Source organism: Secundilactobacillus collinoides DSM 20515 = JCM 1123 (assembly GCF_001435975.1).
GTDB lineage: Bacteria > Bacillota > Bacilli > Lactobacillales > Lactobacillaceae > Secundilactobacillus > Secundilactobacillus collinoides.
Genome location: NZ_AYYR01000009.1, coordinates 142,416 through 169,357 on the forward strand (window position 1 = coordinate 142,416; position 26,942 = coordinate 169,357).

Genomic DNA, 26,942 nt, shown 5'->3' on the forward strand with positions numbered 1-26,942 from the left:
GAATAAAAAAACAACTCAGAGCGATTGCGCCCGAGTTGTTTTTTAGTCACTTATTAATGCTGCTTTCGTGTTGCCTGTCGTTTGAGTGCACACCCGCAATCACACGCTGGACAATTGCCCTGACGTGCTTTTTGCAGGTGATGAAAGATTTCCCAGCCGGCCAGACCAATAATGGCAGCGGTTATCAGCAGGTTGATCAGTAGTTGCATGAGACTCACTCCTTAAATGAACAGGGCACCTAGTTGATAGATGCCGACCGCAATTACATAGGCTATCAGGGTGTTGGATACCAGCGAATACGCGGCCCATTTCAGTGATCCCGTTTCTGATTTGATGGCAGCCAGCGTTGCGAAACATGGCGCATAAATTAGAATGAAGACCAAAATACAGTAGGCCGAAAGCGGTGTGAACAACCCGCCAAACGTGGCAATCAGACTCGTCTGTCCAGCGAGATGGAACATGACAATCATGCTGGAACTGATTACTTCCTTTGCCAGTACGCCCGTCAGCAAGGCGCTGATCGGTTGCCAGGCGGTGATGCCCATGGGTTTGAACACCGGCAGCATCACTTGACCGACCATGGCCGCGAAACTCTGGTTGATATTTGTGACGATACCAGTTGGACCCAGGTTTGATAGCAACCAGATCAGCACGGTGCCGGCAAAAATGATGGTACCGGCCTTTTTGACAAACCCTTTGCCTTTATCCCAGGTCCCCATGGCTATGATGTCCAGTCGCGGCAGGTGATATTTGGGCAGTTCAACAATGAAAACTGAACTTTCCTTGATGCGAAACAGCCACTGGTAGAGTTTGGCCATCACCAGCGCGATGATAATACCCAGAAAATACAGTGATAGCACAATCACCGCCTGATTATGCGGAAAAAATGCGGTGACAAACAGGCTGTAGATCGGCAGCCGCGCCGAACAACTCATAAATGGCGAGATCAGCGTGGTTACCAGCCGTTCCTTTGGCTGCTCAATTGTTCGGGCCGAGAAAATGCCGGTCACGTTACAGCCAAACCCGATAATTAGCGGAATGAACGCCTTGCCGTTGAGGCCGATGACCTGCATGATTCGGTCGGTCACTAACGCGGCTCGCGCCATGTAGCCGGAATCTTCTAATACTGAGATACAGGCAAACAGGACGAAAATCTGCGGCATAAACGTGAGCACGCCGCCAACGCCAGCAATGATGCCGTTGACGATCAGTGATTTCAGAAACGGCAGGGTGCCGATACTGGTCAGCAGGTTGGCCGCAGTCGTTGATACCGGGCCGCTCAACAGGGCGTCCAGCGCGTTTGATAGCGGTGTCCCGACCCAGTCGAATGACAGTTTAAACATCAGGTAGAAGATGCCGACAAAAACCGGCAATCCCAGTATTGGGTGGGTGATCCAGCGGTCCAATTTGGCCGTCAGATTTGCGTCATGGCTGGTGTTGAGATACTGTGTTGCCTCTGTTATAGTCCGTTCAATGAAGGTCAAACGGGTATTAAAAATCTGGTCGTCGAAGTGCTGCCGGTCGTAGCTGACCTGGTTTTCTGTCAGTGGTGTTAGGCCGCAATCGGCAACGTGGCGGCGAACGGTTTGATTTTTGTTCATATATTGAATCGCGAGCCAGCGTGCAAATTGCGGTGTCAGCTCGAAGTCAGCGACAAGGGCAGTCACGGCGGTTTGCACGGCATCGCTAACTGGTCGCGGGTAGGGCAGGACTAATGGCGCCGCGGGCTGACGTTGTTCAGCTAACAATTCTGTCTTCAACTGTGCCAGCCCGGTTTTCTTACGTGCGTTCGTCGCTCGGACCTGACAGCCCAACCGGTCAGCCAACACATCGAGATCGTAACGTATCCCGCTGCGGGTCAGATCGTCAATCATATTGAGGGCTAACACCACCGGCTGGCCAAATTCCAGCACCTCCAGCGACAACAGCAGATTGCGTTTCAATTGGCTGGCATTCGTGACGTTTAGTATCAGGTCGGGAACGTCATTCAGCAGGTAGTTCACGGCCACCGCCTCGTCCTTGGTCAGCGGGTTCAGTGAGTAGATGCCCGGCAGGTCGACCACCACGATTTCTGAGTGCTTGATGCGCCCCAGCTTCTTTTCCACGGTGACGCCATCCCAGTTTTCCACGTAGGCGTAAGTGTCGGTAAGCTCGTTAAACAATGTCGTTTTCCCGGTGTTCGGGTTACCAAGCAGGGCAACGGTTGGCATATCACTGACCTCCTAACAGGGCTTGGAAAATGGCGTAGCGGATGCCGATCTTTTGCTGGTCTACCGTGATGATCACTGGCCCGTGAAACGGATACTTGCGCACCACGGTTAGTTGACTGCCGGGTTGAATACCCAAACTGTGCAATCGTTGGGCGGTTTGGGTGTCCAGCGTCGTCATTTGATGAACCGTCACGACAGGGTAAGTCAGCGCAGCGTAGTTTAATTGCATCAGATCATCACACCTTTCCAATTTATGATTTCGAGTTATTATGGTTCTAGTTTATCATGTAATTTAATTCACATATATTAGGGAGTGGCCTAATGTTTTTGAACTTAATAGTAGGCTATAATGTCATTAGACACTTACATATCGCGATTATGAGTTTCTTTGTCGGGGTATTTTTAATATAAAAAGTTAGTGAAATTAATTTGATAAAAGCCGTTTATTTTACAAAAATGAACTGGAAATTTCACCTATACCAATTTATTGGTGGTCACTCACCAGAAGGGATGAAAATGATGGCAGAACAACTAAAAGAACCTACCAAACTCGAAAACGACGTCATGGACGCCTTGTCTGAGGTGCTTGACCCGGAACTTGGCATCGACATGGTGAACCTGGGACTGATTTACGGCGTGACAGTCACGGATGGTGCATGCCAAATCACGATGACGCTGACAACCATGGGCTGCCCGATCGGTGACATCCTCAACGATGCCATCACCAAGGCTGCCGAATCCGTTGTCGGCATTACCAGTTGTAAAATTGACCTCGTCTGGGAACCTGTTTGGGACCTCAGCCGAATGAGTCGCTACGCTAAAGTTGCGCTAGGCATTCATGAATAGGAGGTGCTGAAATGAAAATCGACCTCTTTGTGAGTCGCCGAAAAGCACTTAAGATCTCCCAGTGCAAACTGTGTCACGGTATCTGTACGCAGGCGACCTTGAGTAAGTTTGAAAACCAAAATCGGGTCCCGTCGCTGGCCATTCTCAGCAAACTCTGTGTTCGCTTAGGCATGACGGTGGATGATCTGTACCAGGAAGGCGCCGCTACCGTGTCTGAATTGCACACGGTCTTGGACACGATTGAGCGTGACCTGATGACCGAAAACTACCCGGACGCGATCAAACGACTGAATACGCTCCAGCTAAACGACATTGACGCGATTCCTGACAAGATGCAGTTCTGTTACCTGCGCGGGTTGGGCAACGCGTTGATCAACCAGCAGCCGGACAAGATCTTGTTTGATTTTTCGCAGATTTTAAACGACCTGGACGAACGGCACCAAACCATCTTTACCCAGTTGGCATTTCTGGGATCCGGCGTCATGAGCGCCCGACGCCAAGAAATAAAACAGGCCACTTTCTACTTTGAGAAAGTTAACCAGTATATCAAGACCCATCAAGATGCCCTGAAAACGAACGATGACAAAGGATTTTTGCGCATGCTGACACTGATATTCTTTACGGCTGAATTCTATGCTAGCCAGGGGAACTACCGGTTAAGCAATCACCTGATCGATGCCGGTGTGCATCTGTGTTCAGAAAAACGCGTCACATACTATCTGCCGCGGTTGAAATTTCAGGCCACCCAGAACGCGTTAGCTCAGCAAAAGGACCCGGCACTGATTCAGCGGTTGATTAGCGAAACACTGGCGTTTGCACGAATTAATCAGAATCAGGTGATTGAAGTCAAGGTGGCAGCACTTAACTGTGCGTTTAAAAAGCTGCGGGAGGATTATTCTTCGTTGGCTTAAGTGCAGTTCATTTTTAAAATAGGAATAACTATGTAAAAGCACCCATCGCAAACTTTGCGGTGGGTGCTTTTTGAGGTTTTGAGCTGCACGTGACGCGTGCCGAATTGCGTCATGTAACGGCAATCTTGTCTGTAGCCGGAAACCATCAAACACAATGTGTAACAATAGCTAGAACTCAATCATCTTATGATGAATCGCATAACGTACCAAATCAACATGCGAATTAAGGTCCAATTTGCGCATGATGCTGGCCTTATGAGCCTCCACGGTTTTAGTCGAAATGTTCAACTTTGCGGCGACTTCCTTATTACTGTAGCCGATCGCGACCAGCGGCATGACTTCTCTTTCCCGTTTTGACAGGGCGTTGTGACCCCACAAATTAGTGTTGGAACCGTCCGCTGTGATCTCTTTGATATCCGACTTCAGCAAAATGACGTTTTCATCAACGTAGTGCTTGCCGGTGACAATCGTTTTCAGCGCGTTGGTGATCTCGCTGTCTGGCGAGCTTTTCAGAACATAGCCAACCGCGCCGTATTCAATCGATTTGTCGACGTATTCTTCTTCACCGTGCATCGATAAGATCAGAATCAGAATTTCCGGGTACTGGGCCTGAATGCGTTTAGTCGTTAACAGGCCGTTTTCACCCGGCGGCATACTCAGGTCCATCACAACGATGTCAATGTCGCCGTGGCCCACGCGGATGAAGACGTCGTTTCCCGTGGCGGCTTCAGCAACCACCTGATAGCCCGGCATCTGATCAATTAGAAATTTCAGCCCCGACCGCACAACAGCGTGGTCGTCGGCAATCAAGACGTTATACATGCTGAAAACTTCCCTTGTTAGTTTGAACGGGAAACTTCACCGTGATCGTTGTCCCAACTTGCGGGTCCGACTGCAGGTCAAAAATCCCGTTCAGTGACTTAATGCGGTCGTTCATGTCGTGAAGGCCTAGTGAATGGCCGTTGAATGCTTGGTGCTCTGAAACGTTAAACCCGTCGCCATCGTCAATGACTTGCAGGGTAATGAAGTGGTCGTGCTCAATCAGCAATACATCGATTTCGGTTGCGTTAGCGTGTTTCAGCGTGTTGTTCATGGCCTCCTGCGCCACCCGGTAAAGTGCGCTTTGAACGGGTCTTGGCAGTTCCTCCGGGTGCGCGTTCCCAAGCACCGAGATAGCGACGCCTGAGTTAGTCTGCAACCGTTTTGCCAGCGTTTTTAACGCCGCAAATAAACCGAATTGATCCAGAACGGATGGCCGCACATCCAGTGCCATATCCTTCACTTCAACCAGTGTGTTTTTGAGCTCGTCGGCAATCGCCAGGGTTCGGGTCTTGAGCTCGGGTTCAGACAGCGGACAGCTGGAAAGATGTTTGACACCCATAATGGCAGAATAAACGCCCTGTGCGATGTTGTCATGGAGGTCGGCGGAAATCCGTTTGCGCTCGAGCTCGCTGGCGTGCATCGCCGTTTGTTTATTGCGTTCATGGTCGGCGAGCGTTCGAACGTGGTCGATGGCTGCCTGGTTTTTTAATGTAAGCGAGGAAAGTGCCTGCTCATCATCCAGCAGTTTATAGACCATGTAGTAGCCGCTTTCTTGTTCATCGCCGCAGAGGACGGGCATAGAAAATTCGTTTAGTACCTGACAAACGGCACAGTCGCTGCAGCCAATTCTTGATGCGTTTCGATCCTTTGCTGCGGCCTGAGCCATTTGAATCAAGTATCGCGGATCAAAGTGCAGGTGGTCGTGCAGACACTGCGCCTGCCGGTTGCTGAGAATCAGATCATCATCCTGAAACAACATGATGGCCACCGGTGCGTTTTCAAAGTAAGTTGTCATTAAATCAGTCATTGAATTTGTAAGTTTCGTTTCCAATCAAAAAACCTTCCTTCTTAACTGGGCTCGGACGTGAGGTGGTCGCCTGAATTAAGGGTGTGCATCAGACTGGGGAGGTATTAAGCGTACTCCGGTGCAACGTTTTACCTAGGAGCCATTTTCCAAATTAAAACGCGTTGTTACCCAAGTTTGTATGTTCACAAAGATGGGGAGGCAGTCCAAAAAATCAAAATAAAACACCTATTATATTAGTCATTATTATAACACATGTTGCAGATTGTGTAAGCGATTTCTATTCTTTCACATCGCCAAAATCATTGGAAATGAAATTAATAATGAGCGTTTTTTTGCCATCAAACAGCCGGATGATTTGCTCCCCAACAGATAATGAAAAAATGTACAAAAAAGTCAAACTTTCTTCATATCTTATTAAAATCTTAGGAATAAACTAATGATAGGTTATAAAAAGGAGATGAGTATCATGCAAACACCGAACACAAAACCTAATAAACGGCGGTTTAAGATGCCGTCAGCGTTTACTATTTTATTTCTCATCATCGGCCTTGTTGCAATTCTAACCTGGATCATTCCAGCGGGAGCTTATTCAACCGATAAGGCAGGCAATATCATTGCACACACCTACAAATTGGTTACAGCAAACCCGCAAGGTATTTGGGACATCTTCATGGCGCCCGTCTACGGTATGGTCGGGAACGACAAAACCGAGGGTGCCATCTCAATCTCGCTATTTATTCTGGTTATCGGGGGTTTTCTGGGTGTGGTTAACCGCACGAAAGCGTTGGATGACGGCATTGGCGCCGTTGTTCGTAAATATAAGGGTAAGGAAAAAGCCCTGATTCCAGTGCTGATGTTTCTGTTCGCACTGGGTGGTTCGACTTACGGTATGGCAGAAGAAACCATTGCGTTCTATCCACTGCTGATTCCGGTTATGATCGGCGTGGGTTTCGATTCACTAGTTGCGGTGGCCATCGTGCTGGTGGGTTCGCAGGTCGGCTGTTTGGCCTCGACTGTGAACCCGTTTGCGACCGGTGTGGCCTCCCAAACGTTAGACGTGTCTATGGGTCAGGGGCTGTTCCCACGGCTGATTCTGTTGGTGATCGTGGTACTCATCAGTATCTGGTACGTGTACCGGTACGCATCAAAAATTGAGAAGGATCCCAGCAAATCACTGGTATTTTCTCAACGTGACGAAGATCTGAAACGGTTCGCTATCGATAGTGACGCGGATAACGTGAAGATGAGCGGACGGCAGAAGGGCGTGCTTTGGCTGTTTGGGGCAACCTTTGTGATTATGATCGTCGGCTTGGTACCTTGGGCTTCCATTAACACCGGCTGGACCTTCTTTGAATCAGCAACCAAGTGGCTGAGCGGTATTCCAGTGCTGGGCAACCTGCTGGGAAGCGACATGGTACCGCTGGGCGACTGGTACTTCAGTGAAATCACGATGCTGTTCCTGTTAATGGCAGTGGTTATCATGTTTGTTTACAAGATGAAAGAGACTGATTTCATTAACGCGTTTATCGGTGGTATGGCCGATTTCCTGAGCGTGGCCATTATCGTGGCCGTTGCCCGGGGAATCCAAGTGGTCATGAACGACGGCATGATCACCGACACCGTACTGCACTGGGGTGAAATGGGTCTGAAGGGGCTGTCCGAGAGTGTCTTCATCATCATCACGTACATTTTCTACATTCCAATGTCCTTCCTGATTCCATCCACTTCCGGGCTTGCTTCAGCGACCATGGGCATCATCGGGCCGATGGGCAAGTTCGCAGGTGTCGGCGGCGACGTTGTTATCACTGCGTACCAAGCGGCTTCCGGCTGGGTGAACCTGATCACGCCGACATCCGGTGTTGTGATGGGGGCGTTAGCCATTGCCCACGTGAACATCAGTACCTGGTGGAAATGGATCGCAAAACTCATGGTGATACTGTTCATCGTGACCTGCGTATACCTTGGGGTGCTGGCAATTCTTTAGGCCTTTGAGGTGAAACGACAAAGTGCCCCGCGATAACTAGACTGAGAGCTGGTTATCGGGAGCACTTTTGTTATCAAGACTGTGTTGAGACCTCAAAATAAACTGGGTGGTTCCCACTCAGCGGGCAGGGGCGGTCGGTGAAACGGCCGCATTGATATGGTCGTTTCGCATGAGGAGCGACCCTAGCTGTTTTGTTTGGTACTTTGACGCCTTACCAGGGTCACGATCAGTACCAGCGCAATCACGATAATGCCCAATGCCCACAAATAGGCGAAGTGCATCCCCGACACGAACCACTCTGGGTGTGCCGTCGGGTAGGCGGTGATGTGGCGGCCGCCCTTTAAGCTGATACCGAAGTACAGCAAGGACGTTGCCAGAGAGAGGCCGATGGACATACCGAAGTTGCGGGCCAGCGCGGCAATGGATCCGGCGATGCCCTGGAATTCTTTACCAGCATTGCCCATGATCATTGGGTTGTTTTGGAAGGTTCCGTTTGCCAGCCCAAACATGCCCAGTCCAACAATCAGCCAGATGATGGACCACGCTGGTTTGACTGTGACGAAGATCAGTTCTGGAATCAAGAAGAGCACCAAAGCAATCAGGGAAACTTTTTCAGCGCCGATTCGGTCACTGATAATCCCGCCGACAGGGGCGCTGAAGATGTTGATGATTGGCACGGCCATGAGGATGATGCCGGCGATCGCAGATGAATAGTGCAGGGTCTCCTGCAGGTAAAAGGGCATGATCATGTTGTTAAAGTAGCTGCAGGCAAAGACCATCATGGCGGTGAGAACGCCGATGGTGAAGCCGGCGTTTTTGAAAATGTTGAGGTTCAAAAGCGGCTCATCCACGTGATTTTCGATGCGGATAAACAGCCAAACCAGCACCAGGGTGAGCACAAATAAACCAAGAATTTGCGGCTTTGTGAACCCGATTGCTTGACCCCAGTAGATGGCGATAAAGAAACTGATCGTGGCTGCCGCGTAGGTTAAATAGCCTGGCCAATCGATGACCACCTGATGCTTTTCATTTGGCTGTTTCGGAAAGATGTGGTGGCCAAACAGAAAGGCGATGATGCCAATGGGTACGTTAATGAAGAAGATATAGTGCCAGGAAAAAGCAGCGAGAATCAACCCGCCAAGTCCGGGCCCAGCGATACTTCCTAGTTGGACAAACGCACTGTTAACACCAAGCGCAGTGCCGTGGCGCGCCGGCGGAAAAATTTGTGTAATGATAGCGAAATTCGTTGCCATGGTCATGGATGCGCCGAGAGCCTGCAGGACTCGCGCAGCCATTAAAAGCGGCAAGGTTGTGCTTAAACCACAACCCAGTGACCCGAGAATAAAGATGATCGTACCCGTTTGAAACAGGCGGATGCGGCCGATTTGATCCGACAGTTTACCAAAGAAAATCAGTAACACACAAATGAGAACGAGGTAAACAGAAACGACCCATTCGGCCTCGTTCATGGGTACGCTGAGGTCACGTGAAATTTGCGGAACTGCGATGTTGACGATACCAGCGTCGATGGTCGACATAAACGACACCATTGACGTTGCGAGTAAAAGAATCCATTGTGAGCGTTGCTTCAACACGCTACCCCCCCTAAAATTAATAATGTGTTCATTATATGCTTTATAAGCAAATGTACAACAAAACGGGCAGATAAAAACACCTGTCCAAATATCAGACAAGTGTTTGATCTTTAATATTAATTGACGAGGTAATCCTGAAAATCGTGTTGACCAGTCATAATCTGCTGCGCAATGCGGTCGGCGGCACGCAGGTTACCATCGTTGACCCCGGGACGCGGACTAAGGCCGGTCATCCAGTGTCTCCCCTCAGTCGGAATCCCAAAGGCGTAAATGGTGTTCAACGGTTGCCCGGTGTCGTCCAACAGTCGGTCGGTCCGCGGGTCGATCGATAGCGCGTGGGTGGCAAATGACTCACCATTTCTGAGTTGGCGGCGGTCCGGGCGAGCAATTTGGGTGGTTAACAACTGTTCGATGAGCGGATCAGTGCTCACGTTAACGTCGATGGCCGGTGTTCTGGCCTCAACCAGGACGCGGCTTTTCAGCGGAGAATCCGTTGTCTGGGACGTCACCGAAAACACTACATCTGTTGTTGATACAGCCATCCCGGGGCCTAGTAAACGCACAATGCCGGCAGCCAGCAGTGCCCGCAGTTGTTCAACCCGGATCACGGGTGGGCCGACAGCTAAGAAATCCTGCAGCGGTGTGTAATCGCGCAGCAGATAATTCAGGTAATCGTCCGGCGTGAGCAGGTCGGTTTCGGTGATGCGGCGGATGACTTCCCGCAGGTCCCGGAGCGATTCCAAGGCACTTGTGAGCGGGCCAGTCTTGGTGCCGCGTTTAGCATCGGTGATCAGTGTGTCCAGGTAGCGGATCTGACTCGCAGTGTCTGGCAGCTGTTCAGCGGGGTGCGTCAATTGCGACCAGTTTAAACGATCGTCAGCGGTAAATGCGTATTGGTCAAGCACTTTTGCGGAACCGCCGGCGGCCACGAACTGGTGTTGAAACTGTGCCAAGTCGCTTTCAGGGTAACGGTCAGCAATCAGTCGCGAGTAGTAGACATAGTTGACCTCAGCCTGCAGCCAGTCGCGAAGTTGCGCTGTCGGCAGCGGCCGTTCTGGTGAATACTGAGCCAATCGTTCCGCCGTCAGAAACTGCGGCTGAACCTGTTCACCGTAGCGTTTCTGATTCACGCCTTTCGGGTAATACGGAAAGCCGCGGCGAGAGCCGGCGATAATCTGCGGTTCCCTTCCCGAAGCCTGATAGCTTAACAGCCCGTTCGCACCCCGATGAAAGGTGCCGCCACGGCCACTAGTCAGCAGCGTGACGTAGTCGTAAAAACTGAGACCGAGACCACGTATGATCACGGGCTCCCCAGGGTGAACAGCACTGAAATCAGCGTCACCGGGGAATTGCTGGGGGACGTAAACCGCATGGTGCGTTGTCGCAAAATCGGCAAACTGTTGCTGTTCTGGCGACGGGGCGCTTAAATAGTGGCCGGTGGTCAAAATGAGGCGGTCGGCAGGCCATTGCTCGGAATCGGTTCGCAGCAGCCAGTGACCCTCTGAAGTGCGTTTGGCGCTGGCCACCGTTGCTTGCTTTTGAATCAATTGAAAGCCGGCGGGCAGATTCGCCGTCATATTCGCCAGCGCCCACTGCAAGTAGACCCCAAACAGCGAACGGGGCGCATAATCGTCAGAACCAAGGTGCGCAACATCGTTTAAAAAGGCTTCCTGATGACGATAATCGTGCTGCTGGATAAACGTCCTGGCAGCATCAGTCGCTGCCCAAGTCGCTAAGTCCGGTCCTGTTAGGCGCTCCGGTCCCGCCATCTGAACGGAGGCGTCCGCAAACACGGTGATCTGTTGCGCCGGCGTATTCATTATTAACAGGTGTGACTGGTCAGTCCGCCAAACATGTCCGCCAACGGGAAAAGCGTCAACAAGCGTCACGGTAAGCGGCTGCACGGGATCGCGATGCTGCCAGGCAAGCAGCCGGCCAAGAGCAGTGATGCCACGAGGACCGGCACCAACGATAGTAATATTCATGGTTGGGCCTCCTTTCAGGAATAATGACGGTAATGAGGATGCGTGCCTTGAACCGGCGGAACGAAGCGGAAAGTTTAGGCTACTTTAATCGTGGGCGTAAAGGTTTGAATCAACCTGTTTAGGGCCGTAGCTGTCCATGTCGGAATCACGGTAGTCCCACCATTCACCGTCGTAGCCGACAAAGCCGGCCTGGGTCATGGCTTGGAGAAGAATTTGGTAGTACTTTTCCTGCTCATCAGTGCGCGGATAGTCGCGGACAGCTTTGCCGGTGAAGTCGTCGAAACCGGATTGCATGGGGATCTCGTTGCCGGCCAGGTCGGTGAGGGTAAGATCAAACGTAACACCCTTTTGGTGGGAGAAGTTCGGGTTCGGTTTAGCAACCCAGCGCGTGTCGGAGACCACGTTAAACAATTTTTGCTGGGCGGTCACCGGACGAAACGCATCCCAAATTTTGAGTCGGTAGCCCTGTTCCTTTAAGAGTTGGCTGGCAACGCCGAGTTTCTTGACGGTGCCGGTTCGAGAAACGGCGGTGGTGAAGTCGTAGATGACCTTACCGGTGAAATTGTCGGTGGTGGCGTACTTCAAATCAACGATGATGTCAGGGTCGACATCTTGAACATTCATGAAATCAGGATCTTTTTCTGGCATGGCAGAACCCTCCTAAGGTTATAGTTAAACTAAGTATAGGCGATTATGAGAGAAAAATGGCAACGATTTTCATAATAAAAGTAATCGTTGGGTCAGCAAACGATAATACGTAAACTGCTTTAAACAAATTAAGAATAAACATGCAAATACAATTCACAATTATGCAAATTTTATGGGATATGTTCATAACTATACCAATTAGCTGCTGATTTTCTCATAACAGAGTGTCATCAGGATCAAGGGACCCGCACCGTAAACAGCGCCTGCTAGTCTCTGATGTGTAAAACACTGATGCAACAGGAACCGCTGACTTTGCATGTTTATCGGTAATCTAGTTAAAAAGGCACCACGGTCTTCAAGACAACCATGATGATATTGTAACCGGTTTCGTAGACAAGTCCAAGCAATATGACGGGAATCTCATCAAACGTTCAAAATGGGCAATATGCACTAGACCGGTTCAAATACTCACTCGTTCAATACAGCACAAGAATATCAAAAAATTCATAATGACTTAATCTCGGTACGCTAAACTGAAGGTAACTTTAGTCGTAAGGAGATGAGTGTCATGGAAGCACCAAACACACAGCCTAAACCGAGACGGCGGTTCAAAATGCCGTCCGCGTTTACGATTCTATTTTTCATTATCATTGTGGTTGCTATTTTAACCTGGCTGATTCCGGCTGGTCAGTATTCAACGGATAAGGCGGGTAACATCATTGCCCACACCTATAGAACGGTCAAGGCCAATCCTCAGGGAATCTGGGATGTCATGATGGCTCCCGTTAATGGGATGGTCGGTGAAGGGAAGACTGAGGGCGCCATTCCCGTTTCCCTGTTTATCCTGGTCATTGGGGGATTCCTGGGCGTTGTCAACAAAACAAAAGCGTTGGATGACGGTATTGGCACCGTTGTCCGCAAGTACAAGGGCAAAGAAAAGCTCCTGATTCCGATTCTCATGTGCCTGTTCGCGTTGGGCGGTTCGACCTATGGGATGGCGGAAGAGACCATCGCGTTTTACCCGCTTCTGATTCCCGTCATGATCGGGGTTGGTTTCGATTCGTTAGTCGCGATATCAATTGCCCTGGTTGGGACCCAGGTGGGGTGTCTCGCTTCGACAGTGAACCCGTTCGCAACCGGCGTGGCTTCCCAAACGCTGCACATTTCAATGGGTGATGGGTTGATGCCGCGGTTCATTCTGCTGATCCTCGTTGTCGGTGTCAGCATTTGGTACACCTACCACTACGCCTCGAAAATTGAGAAGGACCCTACCAAGTCGCTGCTGTATGACCAGCGTGATGAGGATCGTAAACGATTTACGATTCCGAGCGGTGAGGAAAACATTCAGATGACGGGTCGTCAAAAGGCTGTTTTATGGCTGTTTGGGCTGACGTTTGTGCTAATGATCGCGGGCTTGGTACCCTGGGACACCATTAACTCAAAATGGACGATTTTTAACAATTTTACCAAGTGGCTGACGGGTATTCCATTCTTGGGCAACCTAGTAGGACACGATATCGTGCCGCTAGGGTCGTGGTACTTTAGCGAAATCACGATGCTGTTCCTGTTTATGTCCATTGTGATCATGTTCGTTTATCACATGAAGGAAACCGATTTTATCGACGCCTTTATGGGTGGCATGGCAGACTTTCTGAGCGTAGCCATTATTGTGGCAGTCGCCCGTGGAATTCAAGTTGTCATGAACGATGGTTTGATCACCGACACCGTGCTGCACTGGGGTGAAATGGGGTTGAAGGGGCTGTCACAAAGCGTCTTCATCATTTTGACCTACATTTTCTACATTCCGATGTCCTTCCTGATTCCGTCAACGTCCGGACTGGCTGCGGCCACCATGGGCATTATCGGTCCGATGGGCAAGTTTGCCGGCGTTGCGGGCAGCACCGTTGTGACCGCCTATCAGGCAGCGTCCGGGTGGGTGAACCTGATTACGCCAACGTCTGGTGTCGTCATGGGCGCGCTTGCCATTGCTCACGTGAACATCAGCACCTGGTGGAAGTGGATCGCCAAGCTCATGGTGTTACTGTTCATCGTGACCTGCGTCTTCTTAGGCATTTTAGCAATCTTGTAAGTTGTATGAAACGATATTAAGGAGGATGTCACATGACTAAATATGTAACGAAACAACATCAAGAGGCCGCCGTGGCGGCTTTAAAACGAATGATCAGCAAGAATTCTGTTTTGGCAGAGGCTGCCCCTGGTGCGCCGTTTGGCAAGGGCATCCGTTTGGCACTGGATGAGATCATGGCCATCTGCGGAGAACTTGGGTTTAAGACCTATGAAGACCCAGATGGCTACTACGGTTATGCCGAAGTGGGTGAAGGTAAGGATATTTTTGGTCTGATCGGCCACGTGGACGTGGTGCCGGCTGGCGACCCATCTGACTGGGACACGGATCCGTTTACAGCCACGGTTACCGATGGAAAAATCATCGGTCGGGGTGCGCAGGATGATAAAGGACCCTCGATGGCGGCGTTGTTTGCCGTTAAGGCCCTGATGGATGCTGGTGTCCACTTTACCGAGCGGGTTCGGTTTATCTTCGGGACGGATGAAGAAACGCTTTGGCGCGGCATCGCCGTTTATAACCAGAAGGAAGAACCCATTACCCATGGGATCGCACCTGATTCTGAATTCCCAGTGACATACGCTGAAAAGGGGTTGCAGCAATCCTACCTGGTTGGACCCGGCTCAACTGAACTGACTGTGTCTGCCAAGTCCGCTTTCAATGCGGTGCCTGCCAAGGCATTCTACGATGGCCCCAAAGTGGCCGAAGTTAAAACGGCATTGGACGAACTCGGCTTCAAATACGAATCGACCGGCGACGGTATCACTGTTTTGGGCAAATCGGTGCATGCCATGTTAGCACCGCAGGGGACGAATGCAGTATTGCGTTTAGGCATGGCCCTTGCCAAAGTATTCCCTGACAACCCGCAGTTGGCTTTTATCGGCAAACTGTTTAAGGAGGACGCCACCGGAACAAATGTGCTGGGTGATGTGAAAGATGAAGCCTCTGGTCACCTGACGTTTAACATTTCCAGCCTCGAGATCAACGCCAAGGAGACACGGATGCAGATCGATATCCGGATTCCGGTCACCATTGACCATGACGCGCTGATCGACCAATTGAGTAAAAAGGTCAGCGAATACGGACTGACTTACGAGCACTTCGATTATCTGGCACCGCTGTATGTGCCTAAGGATAGCGAACTTGTTAAAACCCTGATGCACGTTTACAAAAAGCTCACCGGTGACGATACGCAACCACAAGTATCTGGTGGTGCAACATACGCGCGGACCATGAACCAGTGCGTTGCCTTCGGTGCCATGTTGCCAGACGTGCCGGACTATATGCACCAAGTCAACGAACAGTGGGAACTGGCCAGCATGTTCAAAGCCATGGACATTTATGCGGAAGCTGTTAACGAAATTGTTGGCGAGTAGCAGTATATTCGTAACAAAACGCATTTCAAACTTGTGCCGCTGTAACATATGAGGACTATCGGAAAAATGAAGCGGCATTAAGCCGAATAAAAAAGCAACGCGATCGTCTCTCGCGTTGCTTTTTTGATACAGAAAAAACAAAGTATTTCATAGTGGTTATGAATTGGTAACAATCAAGTTAACGTTTTGTAAACCCTATCGCATCACGGCCCATCATCGGTTACACTTAACGTAACGAATTTGAAGTGGGGGGCTTCAACATGAAACGTCATCTTGGGTTAATTGCGGTGTTAGTTGTTATTTTTGTCGCCGGTGTCGGTTTCTTTAATGACGTGCCAGAAAAATTGGCAGTGATCGAACAAACTGATCAGTTAGTATCGCAGCATAAACTGACGAAATTTAAGAACGTTGCTGTCAACGCCAAAACGGTACGCTATCTTGAAGCGCTCCCAGAAAAGGCTCGTGTTTCAGATTTATCTGACGCGCAGGGCGGCAACAGTGACATGTCATACTACGTTGCCCAGTTAGGGGATCGAACTGCTGGGGTCGTCGTAGAAAAACAGATGCCGTTTGTTTGGAAAGTCAAGACTGTCAGTGTGTGGTGAGTGATGCGCCGTTATTAAAATGCATGCGGATCGATGCTAACTGTAAACAACGGTAGAAGTAACAAGGTGTTAGCGCCGGCTTTATCGAAATTTCGATGAGCTGGCGCTAACACCTTTTTCTTTATACATCATCCCTCATACTTATCATGCAAATATACGCCAATATCTTCAACAAACAGTGTCCCGGTATACTGCTTGCCGACTGCCGTATCAAAGCCTTTCTTACTGTAGGCAAAGCTGCTGGTGGCATCGGCTTTCACCGTCGCCCCCTGCGGTTCACCGGTGTCGGCGTTTAAACCGGATGGCACGTCGACGCTGAAAACTTTGGCAGTGCTGCCGTTGATGGCGTTGATCCAGGTCGCAAACTTCCCTTCAACTGGGCGGTCAAGGCCGATGCCGAAGATGGCGTCTACGATGGTGGTGTAGTCGCCAAGGTTGATGTCAGCGGGAATGACCGGAATCTTATAGTAGTCGATAATTTTAAGCTGCTGAGTCGTTTCGGTGGAAGCTTTGGCCCGGTCGCCTGTCAGCATCACGGTGACCTTTGCACCGCGTACGTGCAGTAAGCGCGCAATTGCAATGCCGTCGCCGCCGTTATTACCAGTGCCGGCAAATACCAACACGTTGGTCAGATCATAATCGCCGGTCAACAACCGGTTAGCAGCACCTAAAGCGGCACGCTCCATCAGTACCAATGAAGGAATTCCAATTTCTTGAATGGTGTGCGAATCCCCACGCCGAGCGTCCGCAACGGAAATACTATTTGTCATGGAATCACGTCCTTTGTGAATTTTTCTACAACTATACCGTAAGCCAATTTCGAGAAAATGCAATGATTAAGTTGGCAAAGGGGGCAAAATTGAACGGGGTACTGATTACCTTCCGAAATAATGCCAAGAATTAAGAAAAGTGTCAGTGGCATTCCGAAAGGCACCCACAAACCAAAGACTTGCACAGAAGCGGACTATTCTTTCTAGGCGACCGAGTGGAAACGAGTTCCACAAACCAAAGACTTGCACAGAAGCGGACTATTTTACAAAATCCAAGCCCGGGATTTTATAAAATAGTCCGCTTCTGCTCCAGTCTTTAACCGGTTTGTTCCACGCTATTTTCTACAATCAGTGGAGGAGAAAAATTTCATAGCTACTCTTTCTAGGCAACCGAGTGGAAACGAGTTCCAGGAAGCAGAGACCGGCCACGTAAGCGCAATTAGTGAGAAATCCAAGGTCGGGATTTCTCACTAATTGTGCTTACGTTCTGGTCTCAAACCGCTTCCTTCCACTCTTCCCTGTGATTAGTCAAGTATGCTAAATTTCAAAACTGCGCTTTCTAGGCAACCGAGTGGAAACGAGTTCCACAAACCAAAGACTTGCACAGAAGCGGCCTATTTTACAAAATCCAAGCCCAGGATTTTATAAAATAGGCCGCTTCTGCTCCAGTCTTTAACCGGTTTGTTCCACTCTCTCTTATTTCAAACGCTCCGCCTGATCATTCTCCAGTGGTGTTTGATGGCGGTCGGACAGGACGACTTTTGAGATGTCGAAGAGTTCGTTTCCGAGGCGGTTGATGTCGATGTGCTCAAGGTCACCGGCAAAGGATTCCCACCAGTCGTTGAACTGCTTGAGTGCATGGTCCAACAGTTTCTTTCCTTCAGCGGTCAGCGTCAGTTCCTTGACCCGTTTATCGCGGTCGGCACTGGCTTTATTGATGAGGCTGAGTGATGTCAGATGTTTGACCATCCGCGTCATCAACCCTTCGTCAACCGCCAAAGTGGTGGCTGCGCGCCGCTGACTGATCGGCTGACTTTCCAAAACAAGCACCATCAGATACATTTCAGTAATGTTGACTGGTAGTTTATCCCGCACAAGTAATTGATTCATATCCCGTTGCAGTTGACGGTGCAAAATTGCGTTGTATGTGGATAGTGTTAAATAATCATTTCCGGACTTGTCCATTACGCGTTCACCTCAATCCCCTATATTTCATTGACAATTAAAGTATAAGCGTTTTCATGCCCGTTTCATAGCCTTTTTACCCAATTTTGAGAATTTTTGAAATCGCTTCCTTCATCTCGTTGGCATTCACGGCAAGATTGTGACGAACCGGTGCGTCAAACAATTTTTGAATGGTGGGCGGCAACGGGACGTTAATGGTGTCCTTGAGTTGGGCGATGGCATCCAAACCATCAGCAGATTCATCATGCCCCTCAATGGCGCTGAGAACGGCATTGGGGAACTTGTATGGGCTGGCAGTGGAAACGATGACCATTGGCGTGTCGTCACCCGTAGCATCCCGGTATTGGTCGGCAACAGCCTTGGCCACTGCGGTGTGCGGATCGATAGCGAACCCATCCTCCTTGAAGACGGAAGCGATGGCTTGAGCATCGGCGTCACCGGTGGCTGATCCGGCACTGAAGGTTTCCTTGAGGAAGGCTAACGTTTCGGGTTTGACTTGGTAGTGGCCAGCGGATTCCAGTTCGTGCATGTAGGCACTGGTCTGGGTGGCGTCACTGCCAACGGCGCGGAAAATCAGACGTTCGAGGTTGCTTGAAACCAAGATATCCATCGATGGTGAGGTCGTGGTGAAGAAGGGCCGTACACGGTCATAATAGCCGGTCTCAAAGAAATCGGTCAGAACGTTATTTTGGTTAGAGGCACAGATCAGGCGGTTGATTGGCAAACCTAATTCTTTAGCGTAGTAACCAGCCAGAATGTCGCCAAAGTTGCCGGTTGGTACGGTGAAGTTGATCTTGTCGCCCGCCTTGATGGCGTTTTGCTTGATCAGCTGGCCGTATGCGTAGAAGTAGTAGGCAACCTGCGGCACGAGTCGGCCGATGTTGATTGAATTGGCGGATGAGAACTGGTACCCCTTAGCAGCAATTTCCTGCTTGAAGGCATCATCGTTGAAAATTTCCTTGACGTTGGTCTGGGCCTGGTCAAAATTGCCATCGATGGCGACCACGTGGGTGTTTGCACCAGGTTGGGTGATCATTTGCTGCTTCTGAATGGCACTGACACCCTGTTTCGGATAGAAAACGATGATCTGGGTGTCAGCCACGTCGGCGAAACCGGCCATTGCGGCCTTTCCTGTGTCACCGGAAGTGGCAGTGAGGATGACAATCTGTTTGTCGAAGTGCTGTTTCTTTGCAGCGGTGGTCATCAAGTGCGGCAGAATGGAGAGCGCCAGGTCCTTAAACGCAATGGTTGGGCCGTGGAACAGTTCCAAATAGAAGTCTTTGCCATGGTGGCTGACGGGGGCGATTGCTGCATCGTCAAATTTGTCGTCGTAAGCTGCGTTGACACAGGCCTTGAGTTCTTCGGCGTTGAAATCGGTGAGAAAGGCGCTCAAGACGTTAAAGGCAACCTGTTGGTAGGTGAGACCTGGTAAGTCGTTTAAATTCAAATCAAGTTGTGGTTTTTCAGTTGGCACGTACAGCCCGCCATCTGGACTGAGGCCTTGTAAAATGGCGGCTGATGCGGTCAGGGCGTTGTCAGCCTTGCCACGGGTGCTCCGGTATAAGAGAGTCATTGTAGGGGTTCCTCCTTAGTAATCGACAATCGTTAGTCCTAGTTTACCTTATTTTATGAGAAAATTCAGTTGGTTTCTCATTTTTCGTGTATTAACAACTCTTCAATTCTGGGGATATGTTAATATGGAGCGAACAGAACAATAGAAAAGAGGATTCTCATGGAAATCGAAGTACCAGAATCAATGGCAGAAGTCGAAAAAGAAGTTGCTGATCGTCAAGCGAAGGGTGAAACCGTTACCGCAGACGATGTAATCAAGCAGGCTGTTAAGGATTCCTTGCAGGCGTACCTAGACTTTTCAGAAGCAGGTCACTACGATTCAGTGCACTGGGACGGCGACGGTTTAGCTGTGACCGACGTGATGAAAAAGCCCCTCAAGACAGTTCAGTCTCAAGGGGATAGCTTTGTCGCTGATTTTCAAGCAAACCCGGGTGCCCTGTTCTTTTATTTGCAGGACGAGGCGATGAAGATTGCTGGGGAACGGTAAGGCGTTTGTTGAAGCAGGTCTGTTGCCTATGTTTTTCGTGTGTTGATTAACAGCAGTATTTTTCTTGGTGTCATCAGTTAATTCAGCGAATTGAATTGCTACTTATCTAGCCACTTCCCGTCGTGTTTCTCCTTGTCGGGGGTGGCTTTTTGTGTGAGTTAGTGCTGATAGGTGCGGTGTTTGTTTTAGGATGCAGGTGATAGAGTAAAGGTTTATTCGGATGAGTGTGTGTCGATACCTTTATCAATTTTTTTGAACAGATAGTCATGGTCAGATTACCAGTTATTTTGTATGCACGATTGGTGCCAATATGCAGTAAAACTTGTTTCTTGCATTGAATACGATTATCATTGATGTTGAAGGGCGCCCTTAGTGTAATGGATAGCACATGAGATTTCGGTCCTCATGATCCGAGTTCGACTCTCGGGGGGCGCATGAGTATCAAGCGCGTGAAGCAGGCTTTTACGGAGGCCTGTTTTTTATCGTCCTTTGTGAACTAAGGGGTGATGAAAAGGTGAAGACGGCTAAGCACGATATGAACAACTCACATTTAAAAGATAATTAGGCACATCCAGTAGTGCATAGTAACAATCGGTATTAAGCAATCATCTTGATTTTGTACAATATCGAGCAAATATCACCTCATTCCAAATTGAAAGGCGTATATTAGTGGGTAAAATACACACTTGTTCAAGAAGGAGTTATCGATCATGGCTGGAAAAATTATATTCATCACTGGGGCCTCAAGCGGTATGGGCTATGCGGCCACAAAGCTGTTTGCGTTGCGTGATTGGCAGGTCTATGCTGGCGCGCGCCGGACGGAAAAGATTCCAACAGGTGCGAACATTCACCCGCTTCATCTAGATGTCACGGACAAGGCATCCCGTAATGATTTTGCGACCCAGGCGCTGGATGATGCTGGCGGCGTTGACGTGCTGATAAATAACGCTGGTTACGGCGAGTTTGGCCCCTTGGAAGAAGTGAGTGAAGAAAACGCCCGCAAACAATTGGAGACTAATCTGCTGGGGGCTTCCGAGCTGACAAAACTCGTTTTACCTACGATGCGGTTTCAACGCAGCGGCCGGATCATCAACATCTCCTCAATTGGCGGTGAAATGTATTCCCCACTGGGCGGCTGGTACTACGTCACAAAGCACGCGCTAAACGTCTGGTCTGACACATTAGATACAGAAGTGCGACAGTTTGGTATTCGGTCAATCATCGTTGAACCCGGCGGCACCGCCTCATCATGGACGGAAATTGCCATGGCTAACGCCGAGAAGAATTTGAAACCTAATTCACCTTATTTGAAACTAACCAACGGGACGAAGGCGTTGTTAAAGCGGATGGGCAGTCAATCCAGTGCGACATCTGAAGATTTGGCCGAGGTCTTTTATCGGGCCGCAACGGATGCCAAGCCGAAGTATCGCTACTACCACGCCCTTGGAGATAACTTTATCGGCCATCTCGCACGGGTGCATCAGCATCTGTTTAAACACGTGATGGCTTTTGCGGTCGACCGGCTGACAAAATAAGTTGTCACAAGACGCCCGATATCGTTGGGATGGCGCAATAACACATGAAATTTTTTGAAACCGTTTCCGAAAAATGGCCTATACTAGAGCTATGGTGCTCATAGGGAGGCCATTTTGATTATGTATAGAAAAGAGTTGTTTTAAAAATGACAGACCCAGTATTAGCAAGACATGCAGTTCGAAGTTTTAAGGCGGACAAACCAACCGCTGACGAAGTTAATCAGTTGATTGCAGCGTTTCAAGCTGCCCCCTGCGGCAGAGGGGAAGCAGACGTTACCCAGGCCGTAGTGGTTGAGGATGATGCCACGTTGCAACGCATCGAAACATCAGTCAATGATGCCGCATACGGGGCACCGCTGCTGTTTATCATTGCCACCCAAGACGAGAGTAACTTTGGCGAACGGAACGCATCAGTTGCCGCGGAAAACGTCATGGTTGAAGCTGCCAGCCTAGGATTAGGCTCAGTTTACGTAATGAGTGCTGCCATGGCACTGCGAAAGGATCCAGCGCTGTTGGCGGATCTAGGCATCGACAAGGGGTATTCACCTCAAGTCGTTGTCCCAATCGGGCATGCAACGGAAGAAATAGCCGCTAATGACCGAAGCAGCCGCTATAAGGTCATTCGTAAATAATTGTGATTTAGCGTTGACGGTTTACGACCCGTTGACGCTATTTTTTTCGGTTTGGTTAAGGATGAAATGATTGTTTTTAAAAAGGGATTGGCTGAAAATAGGGTCACCAATTAAATATTAGGAGGTCTCTTATGGCAAAATATTTGCAGACAAAACAGGATATTACCTTAGCGTTAGCACAACAGTTAGTGGCTGCGGGTGTGACTGCTGCCACCCAGAAAAACGTTCAGGTGTCGGTAGCCATTCTCGACCTCAGCGGTAATCTGAAAGCCTTCGCACAAATGGATAACGCCGCACCAGTTTCCGTTCGAGTGGCTATTGGCAAGGCTGCTTCAACGATTCAACTGCAGGACGAGTCGGGCGTGTTTGAACAGTTCGTGAATAATGGACAACCGTCAATGATGTCAACGCCAGGCGTTTTACCCCTGCAGGGCGGGGTGCCAATTAAAGTTAGTCAGGCAGTTGTTGGCGCGGTTGGTGTGAGCGGGTCAACCGGTGACGGTGACTTGGCGCTAGCCCGAAAAATCGTTGCAGTAGCCGAAAAACAGCTTAGTTAATCTGATAATGACTGTTGCTTCGTGCCATCAATATGGCAAAATCAGGTTGTTTTTAAACAATCAGCACGGCCGTGTTTCTAGTTTTTCAGTCTGTTCCTTAACCCGATACGAAGTCCTGGTATACACAGGTCAGGCATCGTGCTGATACCCGTTTGTTGGTAGCGACAGACCTCGATCATTAACCATAAAGTTTAAGGCGGGGATAGCAGACCCTGCCTTTTTTCATGGTGCCTAGCAGTTCTTGTTAAGGCGGTAATAAGTAAAGTGATCGTCAATAGAAAATGGTATCGTTTTTGCCAGTTATACTTAAAGCCGGAATGTCTTGGAATCCCGAAAATACGCGGTTTCTTCGCTATCAAAATGGAGTAGAAAGGTGGTACACTAGCTACAGATTAGAAAAGGGAATGGGGAACTTTTTATGCGTAAATTAAAGCATTCGAAATTATTGTTACTGGGGGCAGTGATTGCTGGAACGTTGGGGACGACGTCGGTTGTGACCGCTCATGCATCCTTGACACCATCAACTTCACAGCCGAACACGGACATGGTGGATCTGTCGAGTTGGCAATCGAACCTGACAAGCAGCGATTATCAGACCTTGGCGCAAGCGGGCGTTAAGGCGGTGGCCATCAAGGCAACTGAGGGGACCAGCTACACGAGCCCGGTTTTATCATCACAAACATCTGACGCCCAGGGCGCCGGCTTATCAGTCAACTACTACCACTTTGCTCACTTTACTACGGTGGCAGAGGCCCAGGCGGAAGCCCAGAACTTCATCAACGCTGTTCAGGCCGTCACCAGCTCCAAGGACATGGTCATGGTCGTGGACTTTGAGGACAGTGCGTTTTCAAAACTGTCTAAGAGTACTAACGATGCCAATCTAGCCGCCTTTGATGCCGTTTTGAATCAGGCGGGGTACAACAAGACCGATTTGTATACCATGGCCAGCTGGGTCGGCAAAGTTATCGATACCAACGACAGCAACAAGGGCTGGCTGGCGCAGTGGCCAGCTAACCCAAGCGGTTCCGCATATCCGTCGGCTAACGCATGGCAGTGGGCCAGCGATTACCGATTCAGCGGCGAATCACAGGATCTGGATGTTAGTCAATTAAATAACAGCTATTATTTGGGCGGTTCCTCAAGTACAACATCAAGCACGACAGACAGTTCTTCTACGACTAAGGCCAATCAACCAACGACGACACTGGTTAAGGTACCAGCCCCATCGGCCTCATCCTATTCCGCAACTCGTTCAAAGTCGGTGCGGTTAGTATGGCGCGCATCGATGAAGCGGCACGCCTACCATACAACGGCGGGCGCCCGCTACTCCAAACATTTGGGTATCCGGTACGGCTACAACAAATCATTACCAAACGTGACCTGGTACACGAACCAGCACGAAAAACTGTACCGCAAGTCAAAGGGCGATACAATCATCTACTACCACGTCAATTCAGCGGACGGCAAACACGGCGGCTGGATCTGGAGGGGATATCTAAAGTAGAGAGCGCGGAAGAAGGCGTTTAGGGGGGCGGAGCATAAGTCAACTCTGGCAGAAAATCCCGAACTTGGATTTTGTGCCAGAGTTGGCTTATGCAGTAGCCCCCTGCCTTCAGGAGCGCGTTTAGTCTTGAGGACAGGAAAGCGCAAAACAAAAACGGGCTTTTAGCAAACCTGCCTTCCGTGGCTCGTTTAACCTCGAAAACAGACAGCACGAAACAAAACTGGGCCTTTAGCAAGCCCGCCTTCTGAAACATGCATACTCTCGATCAGAATAATGCAAAGACAAAACCTTGGCCAAATCCCAATAAAATCCGCATCAAAATGCAAAAAACCAAAAGTGTCTCCAGTTAAAGTAAGCTGAGGACACTTTTTATGCTGCATAAAGCCAACCAACGGGCACAATAAACGAGGCATTTTCCACATTCTGAGTAGGGTGTCTTGACACCATCAAAAATGACGTGTATCTTTGTCACCAATAATAAAAGTCGAACCGACTTTTATAAACAAGTGTCATGGAGGATGAGAAAAATGCAGAAACAAAAAACAAACCACCTGCTCCTCATTGTGGGGACAGCGTGGCTGTTCGACGCCATGGACGTGGCGTTATTGTCGTTTATTATGCCGTTGATCAGAGGAGAGTGGCATCTAAGTGAGTCAACGTTGGGTGGCATCTCCGCCATTACGTCCATTGGGATGATCTTTGGCGCGGTTTTTGCTGGCCGGCTGGCGGATATGATTAGCCGCAAGCACGTGTTGATGGGAACGCTTGTCTTATTTTCACTTGGGAATCTTGCCCTTATTTTTGCTCCCAACATCACGGTGTTTATGGTCATTCGGTTCATTACCGGATTGGGTCTTGGTGGCGAATTGCCGGTGGCAGCCACGCTGTTAGCTGATAATTTTTCCGGTACCAAACGTTCACAGATGTTGATTCTCGGCGACAGTTTCTGGGCATACGGCTGGATCATTGCCAGTTTAGTCGCCTGGTTGCTAATGCCGATCTTTGGCTGGCGGATCGCGGCTATCGTGACCGCTGTTGCAGGCTTGTATGCATTTATTCTGCGGCGGCATTTGCCTGAGGAAAAACCGCATGACAAAACTGAGCACGCGGCGTTTTCTGAAATTTGGCATTCTAGCTATCGTCGGCAACTCATAGTTCTGGCAGTACTTTGGTTTATTGTGATGCTAACGTATTACGGGATGTTTATGTGGCTGCCAAGCGTGCTGACGATGCGCGGGTTCTCAATCGTGAACTCGATGGGGTATACGTTGCTGATGTCGATTGCCCAGTTGCCGGGTTATTATCTGGCGGCATATCTGATGAAACGGGTGGCTCGGAAAACGATTTTGGCGGTATATATTGGCGGCACCATTGTGGCCAGCGTGTTGTTTGTTTCGGCCACATCATCGGTGATCATCCTGATTGCCGGTGCGATGCTGTCCTTCTTTGATTTGGGTGCCTGGGGCACGCTGATCGCCATCACCCCAAGCCAATTTCCGCAGGCGATTCGTGGAACCGGCATGGGCACAGCGCAGTCGATTGGCCGGGTCGGCGCAGCCATTGGCCCGTATCTGGTGGGTTGGTTGCTCGATGGTCAAGCCAGCATCCAATTGATTTTTGGTATTTTTATCGGCTTGCTCATTATTGCCCTGATCACGTTAGTTGCTGGGCTGCACGACCATTCCGTCGAAGACTACGGCGCAACGGCACCGGCTAAGGGGGCGATGGCGCATGCTGCTCAACACTAACGCAGTGTTGCCATTACTTCGTGGTTTTATCAAAGAAGATTTAGGCGCGGGCGACCTGACCGCTTCGCTGTTAGCGGGCCGGACGTGTACCGGTCACTACACCCTGAAAACGGCGGGAATTGTGGCCGGACAACAGTTGCCGAGCCTGATTTATCAACTGTTAGGCAATGATGCAACGTACGCTCCAGCAGTTCAGGACGGCGAAACAGTTGCGGCGGGCACCAGCCTCGGTACCGCTTCGGGCAACATGGCCACCATTTTGGCAGCCGAACGCTTAAGTTTGAACCTGATGCAACGTATGAGCGGCATTGCAACGGCTACTCGGACAGCGGTTAACACGTTGGCTGATGACCACACGCAGATCCTTGATACCCGCAAAACAGCCCCAGGACTGCGCCTCTTCGATAAGTACGCAGTGCGATGCGGCGGTGGTCTGAATCACCGAATGGGATTGTACGACATGGCAATGTTGAAAGATAATCACTGGCACGCAGTCGGCAGTTTAACCGCGGCGGTCAAGCAATTACGAACGGTATTGGGGCCAGCGAAAAAGATCGAGGTTGAGGTCGAAACTGAAGCTGAATTACGGGCAGCAATCGCTGCACAGGTGGACATCATTATGTTTGATAATCAGTTGCCCGCGGTGGTCAAGGACTGGCAAAAACGTGTTCCTGCAACGATTCAAACGGAAATTTCAGGCGGCATTACCCTGAACAATCTCCACGACTACGCGGGAACGGGTGCCGATTTTCTGTCGCTCGGGTACCTAACGAACCGGGTCAATAATCTGGATATTGGTTTTGATTTAGCCTGACACCTTTTTTATTGGGAATGAGACCCACGGGGGGAAAAACACTAAA

Annotated in this window: 24 protein-coding genes and 1 tRNA gene; 14 read left to right on the forward strand and 11 right to left on the reverse strand. The window is 49.8% G+C overall.

The window, feature by feature from the left end; all coding sequences use genetic code 11:
• Positions 1 to 53 precede the first annotated feature (53 nt).
• The 3 genes from FC82_RS16665 to FC82_RS01560 are packed head-to-tail and all read right to left on the reverse strand — an operon-like array spanning position 54 to position 2,439.
• Positions 54 to 209: a FeoB-associated Cys-rich membrane protein gene (locus FC82_RS16665; RefSeq protein WP_153020950.1), complete on the reverse strand. Its 156-nt coding sequence runs from the start codon at positions 207 to 209 to the stop codon at positions 54 to 56.
• Between the two features lie 12 nt (positions 210 to 221).
• Positions 222 to 2,210, reverse strand: coding sequence for a ferrous iron transport protein B (gene feoB / locus FC82_RS01555; protein WP_056996022.1), 1,989 nt, complete (start codon positions 2,208 to 2,210; stop codon positions 222 to 224).
• A 1-nt stretch (position 2,211) separates the two neighbouring features.
• A complete protein-coding gene (locus tag FC82_RS01560) occupies positions 2,212 to 2,439 on the reverse strand; it encodes a FeoA family protein (RefSeq protein ID WP_082620123.1) in 228 nt (75 codons plus the stop codon).
• A gap of 290 nt (positions 2,440 to 2,729) precedes the next feature.
• On the opposite strand from FC82_RS01560, the gene FC82_RS01565 reads away from it, so the two are divergent.
• Together FC82_RS01565 and FC82_RS01570 are read left to right on the forward strand one after the other, a co-directional pair.
• Positions 2,730 to 3,056, forward strand: a complete 327-nt coding sequence (locus tag FC82_RS01565) for a metal-sulfur cluster assembly factor (RefSeq protein WP_054760891.1) — start codon at positions 2,730 to 2,732, stop codon at positions 3,054 to 3,056.
• Between the two features lie 11 nt (positions 3,057 to 3,067).
• Positions 3,068 to 3,967, forward strand: a complete 900-nt coding sequence (locus FC82_RS01570; protein WP_054760811.1) for a helix-turn-helix domain-containing protein — start codon at positions 3,068 to 3,070, stop codon at positions 3,965 to 3,967.
• 168 nt (positions 3,968 to 4,135) lie between these two features.
• On the opposite strand, the gene FC82_RS01575 is transcribed toward FC82_RS01570, so the two are convergent.
• Entirely contained in the window at positions 4,136 to 4,789 is a 654-nt protein-coding gene (locus FC82_RS01575; RefSeq protein WP_054760813.1) for a response regulator, read from the reverse strand.
• Positions 4,782 to 5,840: a sensor histidine kinase gene (locus FC82_RS01580; protein WP_235809149.1), complete on the reverse strand. Its 1,059-nt coding sequence runs from the start codon at positions 5,838 to 5,840 to the stop codon at positions 4,782 to 4,784. The genes FC82_RS01575 and FC82_RS01580 overlap by 8 nt, the downstream gene beginning before the upstream one ends.
• A 442-nt stretch (positions 5,841 to 6,282) precedes the next feature.
• Here FC82_RS01580 and FC82_RS01585 point away from each other — a divergent pair, with 442 nt between their 5' ends.
• On the forward strand, positions 6,283 to 7,800 hold the full coding sequence (locus tag FC82_RS01585) for a YfcC family protein (RefSeq protein ID WP_054760815.1): 1,518 nt from the start codon (positions 6,283 to 6,285) through the stop codon (positions 7,798 to 7,800).
• Between the two features lie 182 nt (positions 7,801 to 7,982).
• Here the strand turns inward: FC82_RS01585 and FC82_RS01590 are convergent, their stop codons facing one another.
• The 3 genes from FC82_RS01590 to FC82_RS01600 all read right to left on the reverse strand — a co-directional run bounded on the left by FC82_RS01590 (position 7,983) and on the right by FC82_RS01600 (position 12,028).
• The gene (locus FC82_RS01590; protein ID WP_054760817.1) at positions 7,983 to 9,392 is read right to left on the reverse strand and encodes an MFS transporter; all 1,410 of its coding nucleotides are present in this window, start codon (positions 9,390 to 9,392) and stop codon (positions 7,983 to 7,985) included.
• 119 nt (positions 9,393 to 9,511) lie between these two features.
• Positions 9,512 to 11,380, reverse strand: coding sequence for an FAD/NAD(P)-binding protein (locus tag FC82_RS01595; RefSeq protein ID WP_054760819.1), 1,869 nt, complete (start codon positions 11,378 to 11,380; stop codon positions 9,512 to 9,514).
• A gap of 84 nt (positions 11,381 to 11,464) precedes the next feature.
• Positions 11,465 to 12,028 (reverse strand): M15 family metallopeptidase, encoded by a 564-nt coding sequence (locus FC82_RS01600; protein WP_054760822.1) that lies wholly within the window; start codon positions 12,026 to 12,028, stop codon positions 11,465 to 11,467.
• A gap of 568 nt (positions 12,029 to 12,596) precedes the next feature.
• On the opposite strand from FC82_RS01600, the gene FC82_RS01605 reads away from it, so the two are divergent.
• The 3 genes from FC82_RS01605 (at position 12,597) to FC82_RS01615 (ending at position 16,092) form a co-directional block, all read left to right on the forward strand.
• Positions 12,597 to 14,117 carry a YfcC family protein gene (locus FC82_RS01605; RefSeq protein WP_054760824.1) on the forward strand — a complete coding sequence of 507 codons (1,521 nt, stop codon included), beginning with the start codon at positions 12,597 to 12,599 and terminating at the stop codon, positions 14,115 to 14,117.
• A 32-nt stretch (positions 14,118 to 14,149) separates the two neighbouring features.
• Positions 14,150 to 15,487 carry a M20 family metallopeptidase gene (locus FC82_RS01610; protein ID WP_054760826.1) on the forward strand — a complete coding sequence of 446 codons (1,338 nt, stop codon included), beginning with the start codon at positions 14,150 to 14,152 and terminating at the stop codon, positions 15,485 to 15,487.
• Between the two features lie 260 nt (positions 15,488 to 15,747).
• A complete protein-coding gene (locus FC82_RS01615; RefSeq protein WP_054760828.1) occupies positions 15,748 to 16,092 on the forward strand; it encodes a hypothetical protein in 345 nt (114 codons plus the stop codon).
• Between the two features lie 128 nt (positions 16,093 to 16,220).
• On the opposite strand, the gene FC82_RS01620 is transcribed toward FC82_RS01615, so the two are convergent.
• The 3 genes from FC82_RS01620 to thrC all read right to left on the reverse strand — a co-directional run bounded on the left by FC82_RS01620 (position 16,221) and on the right by thrC (position 19,620).
• A complete protein-coding gene (locus FC82_RS01620) occupies positions 16,221 to 16,862 on the reverse strand; it encodes an NAD(P)H-hydrate epimerase (RefSeq protein WP_054760830.1) in 642 nt (213 codons plus the stop codon).
• A 696-nt stretch (positions 16,863 to 17,558) separates the two neighbouring features.
• The gene (locus tag FC82_RS01625) at positions 17,559 to 18,047 is read right to left on the reverse strand and encodes a MarR family winged helix-turn-helix transcriptional regulator (protein WP_054760832.1); all 489 of its coding nucleotides are present in this window, start codon (positions 18,045 to 18,047) and stop codon (positions 17,559 to 17,561) included.
• A 76-nt stretch (positions 18,048 to 18,123) separates the two neighbouring features.
• Complete coding sequence (thrC, locus tag FC82_RS01630; RefSeq protein ID WP_054760835.1) at positions 18,124 to 19,620, reverse strand: threonine synthase; 1,497 nt, start codon at positions 19,618 to 19,620, stop codon at positions 18,124 to 18,126.
• Positions 19,621 to 19,779: 159 nt separating this feature from the next.
• On the opposite strand from thrC, the gene FC82_RS01635 reads away from it, so the two are divergent.
• From FC82_RS01635 to nadC, 8 genes are all read left to right on the forward strand, one after another.
• Positions 19,780 to 20,106: a hypothetical protein gene (locus FC82_RS01635; RefSeq protein ID WP_054760837.1), complete on the forward strand. Its 327-nt coding sequence runs from the start codon at positions 19,780 to 19,782 to the stop codon at positions 20,104 to 20,106.
• A gap of 363 nt (positions 20,107 to 20,469) precedes the next feature.
• Positions 20,470 to 20,541: transfer RNA gene (locus FC82_RS01640), tRNA-Arg, on the forward strand.
• Positions 20,542 to 20,816: 275 nt separating this feature from the next.
• Positions 20,817 to 21,641, forward strand: a complete 825-nt coding sequence (locus FC82_RS01645; protein WP_054760839.1) for an SDR family NAD(P)-dependent oxidoreductase — start codon at positions 20,817 to 20,819, stop codon at positions 21,639 to 21,641.
• A 146-nt stretch (positions 21,642 to 21,787) separates the two neighbouring features.
• Positions 21,788 to 22,273, forward strand: a complete 486-nt coding sequence (locus FC82_RS01650; RefSeq protein WP_056996023.1) for a nitroreductase family protein — start codon at positions 21,788 to 21,790, stop codon at positions 22,271 to 22,273.
• 131 nt (positions 22,274 to 22,404) lie between these two features.
• Positions 22,405 to 22,830 carry a GlcG/HbpS family heme-binding protein gene (locus FC82_RS01655; protein WP_054760842.1) on the forward strand — a complete coding sequence of 142 codons (426 nt, stop codon included), beginning with the start codon at positions 22,405 to 22,407 and terminating at the stop codon, positions 22,828 to 22,830.
• Positions 22,831 to 23,248: 418 nt separating this feature from the next.
• Positions 23,249 to 24,334, forward strand: a complete 1,086-nt coding sequence (locus FC82_RS01660) for a GH25 family lysozyme (RefSeq protein WP_054760844.1) — start codon at positions 23,249 to 23,251, stop codon at positions 24,332 to 24,334.
• A gap of 527 nt (positions 24,335 to 24,861) precedes the next feature.
• Positions 24,862 to 26,082: an MFS transporter gene (locus tag FC82_RS01670; RefSeq protein ID WP_056996024.1), complete on the forward strand. Its 1,221-nt coding sequence runs from the start codon at positions 24,862 to 24,864 to the stop codon at positions 26,080 to 26,082.
• Complete coding sequence (gene nadC / locus FC82_RS01675; RefSeq protein WP_056996025.1) at positions 26,066 to 26,896, forward strand: carboxylating nicotinate-nucleotide diphosphorylase; 831 nt, start codon at positions 26,066 to 26,068, stop codon at positions 26,894 to 26,896. The genes FC82_RS01670 and nadC overlap by 17 nt, the downstream gene beginning before the upstream one ends.
• The last annotated feature ends 46 nt before the right edge of the window (positions 26,897 to 26,942 follow it).

Coding starts and splice junctions, on each gene's coding strand:
- FC82_RS16665 (WP_153020950.1), bottom strand. CDS start 209: ATGCAACTACTGATCAACCTGCTGATAACCGCTGCCATTATTGGTCTG.
- feoB (WP_056996022.1), bottom strand. CDS start 2,210: ATGCCAACCGTTGCCCTGCTTGGTAACCCGAACACCGGGAAAACGACA.
- FC82_RS01560 (WP_082620123.1), bottom strand. CDS start 2,439: ATGCAATTAAACTACGCTGCGCTGACTTACCCTGTCGTGACGGTTCAT.
- FC82_RS01565 (WP_054760891.1), top strand. CDS start 2,730: ATGGCAGAACAACTAAAAGAACCTACCAAACTCGAAAACGACGTCATG.
- FC82_RS01570 (WP_054760811.1), top strand. CDS start 3,068: ATGAAAATCGACCTCTTTGTGAGTCGCCGAAAAGCACTTAAGATCTCC.
- FC82_RS01575 (WP_054760813.1), bottom strand. CDS start 4,789: ATGTATAACGTCTTGATTGCCGACGACCACGCTGTTGTGCGGTCGGGG.
- FC82_RS01585 (WP_054760815.1), top strand. CDS start 6,283: ATGCAAACACCGAACACAAAACCTAATAAACGGCGGTTTAAGATGCCG.
- FC82_RS01595 (WP_054760819.1), bottom strand. CDS start 11,380: ATGAATATTACTATCGTTGGTGCCGGTCCTCGTGGCATCACTGCTCTT.
- FC82_RS01600 (WP_054760822.1), bottom strand. CDS start 12,028: ATGCCAGAAAAAGATCCTGATTTCATGAATGTTCAAGATGTCGACCCT.
- FC82_RS01605 (WP_054760824.1), top strand. CDS start 12,597: ATGGAAGCACCAAACACACAGCCTAAACCGAGACGGCGGTTCAAAATG.
- FC82_RS01610 (WP_054760826.1), top strand. CDS start 14,150: ATGACTAAATATGTAACGAAACAACATCAAGAGGCCGCCGTGGCGGCT.
- FC82_RS01615 (WP_054760828.1), top strand. CDS start 15,748: ATGAAACGTCATCTTGGGTTAATTGCGGTGTTAGTTGTTATTTTTGTC.
- FC82_RS01620 (WP_054760830.1), bottom strand. CDS start 16,862: ATGACAAATAGTATTTCCGTTGCGGACGCTCGGCGTGGGGATTCGCAC.
- FC82_RS01625 (WP_054760832.1), bottom strand. CDS start 18,047: ATGGACAAGTCCGGAAATGATTATTTAACACTATCCACATACAACGCA.
- thrC (WP_054760835.1), bottom strand. CDS start 19,620: ATGACTCTCTTATACCGGAGCACCCGTGGCAAGGCTGACAACGCCCTG.
- FC82_RS01635 (WP_054760837.1), top strand. CDS start 19,780: ATGGAAATCGAAGTACCAGAATCAATGGCAGAAGTCGAAAAAGAAGTT.
- FC82_RS01645 (WP_054760839.1), top strand. CDS start 20,817: ATGGCTGGAAAAATTATATTCATCACTGGGGCCTCAAGCGGTATGGGC.
- FC82_RS01650 (WP_056996023.1), top strand. CDS start 21,788: ATGACAGACCCAGTATTAGCAAGACATGCAGTTCGAAGTTTTAAGGCG.
- FC82_RS01655 (WP_054760842.1), top strand. CDS start 22,405: ATGGCAAAATATTTGCAGACAAAACAGGATATTACCTTAGCGTTAGCA.
- FC82_RS01660 (WP_054760844.1), top strand. CDS start 23,249: ATGCGTAAATTAAAGCATTCGAAATTATTGTTACTGGGGGCAGTGATT.
- FC82_RS01670 (WP_056996024.1), top strand. CDS start 24,862: ATGCAGAAACAAAAAACAAACCACCTGCTCCTCATTGTGGGGACAGCG.
- nadC (WP_056996025.1), top strand. CDS start 26,066: ATGCTGCTCAACACTAACGCAGTGTTGCCATTACTTCGTGGTTTTATC.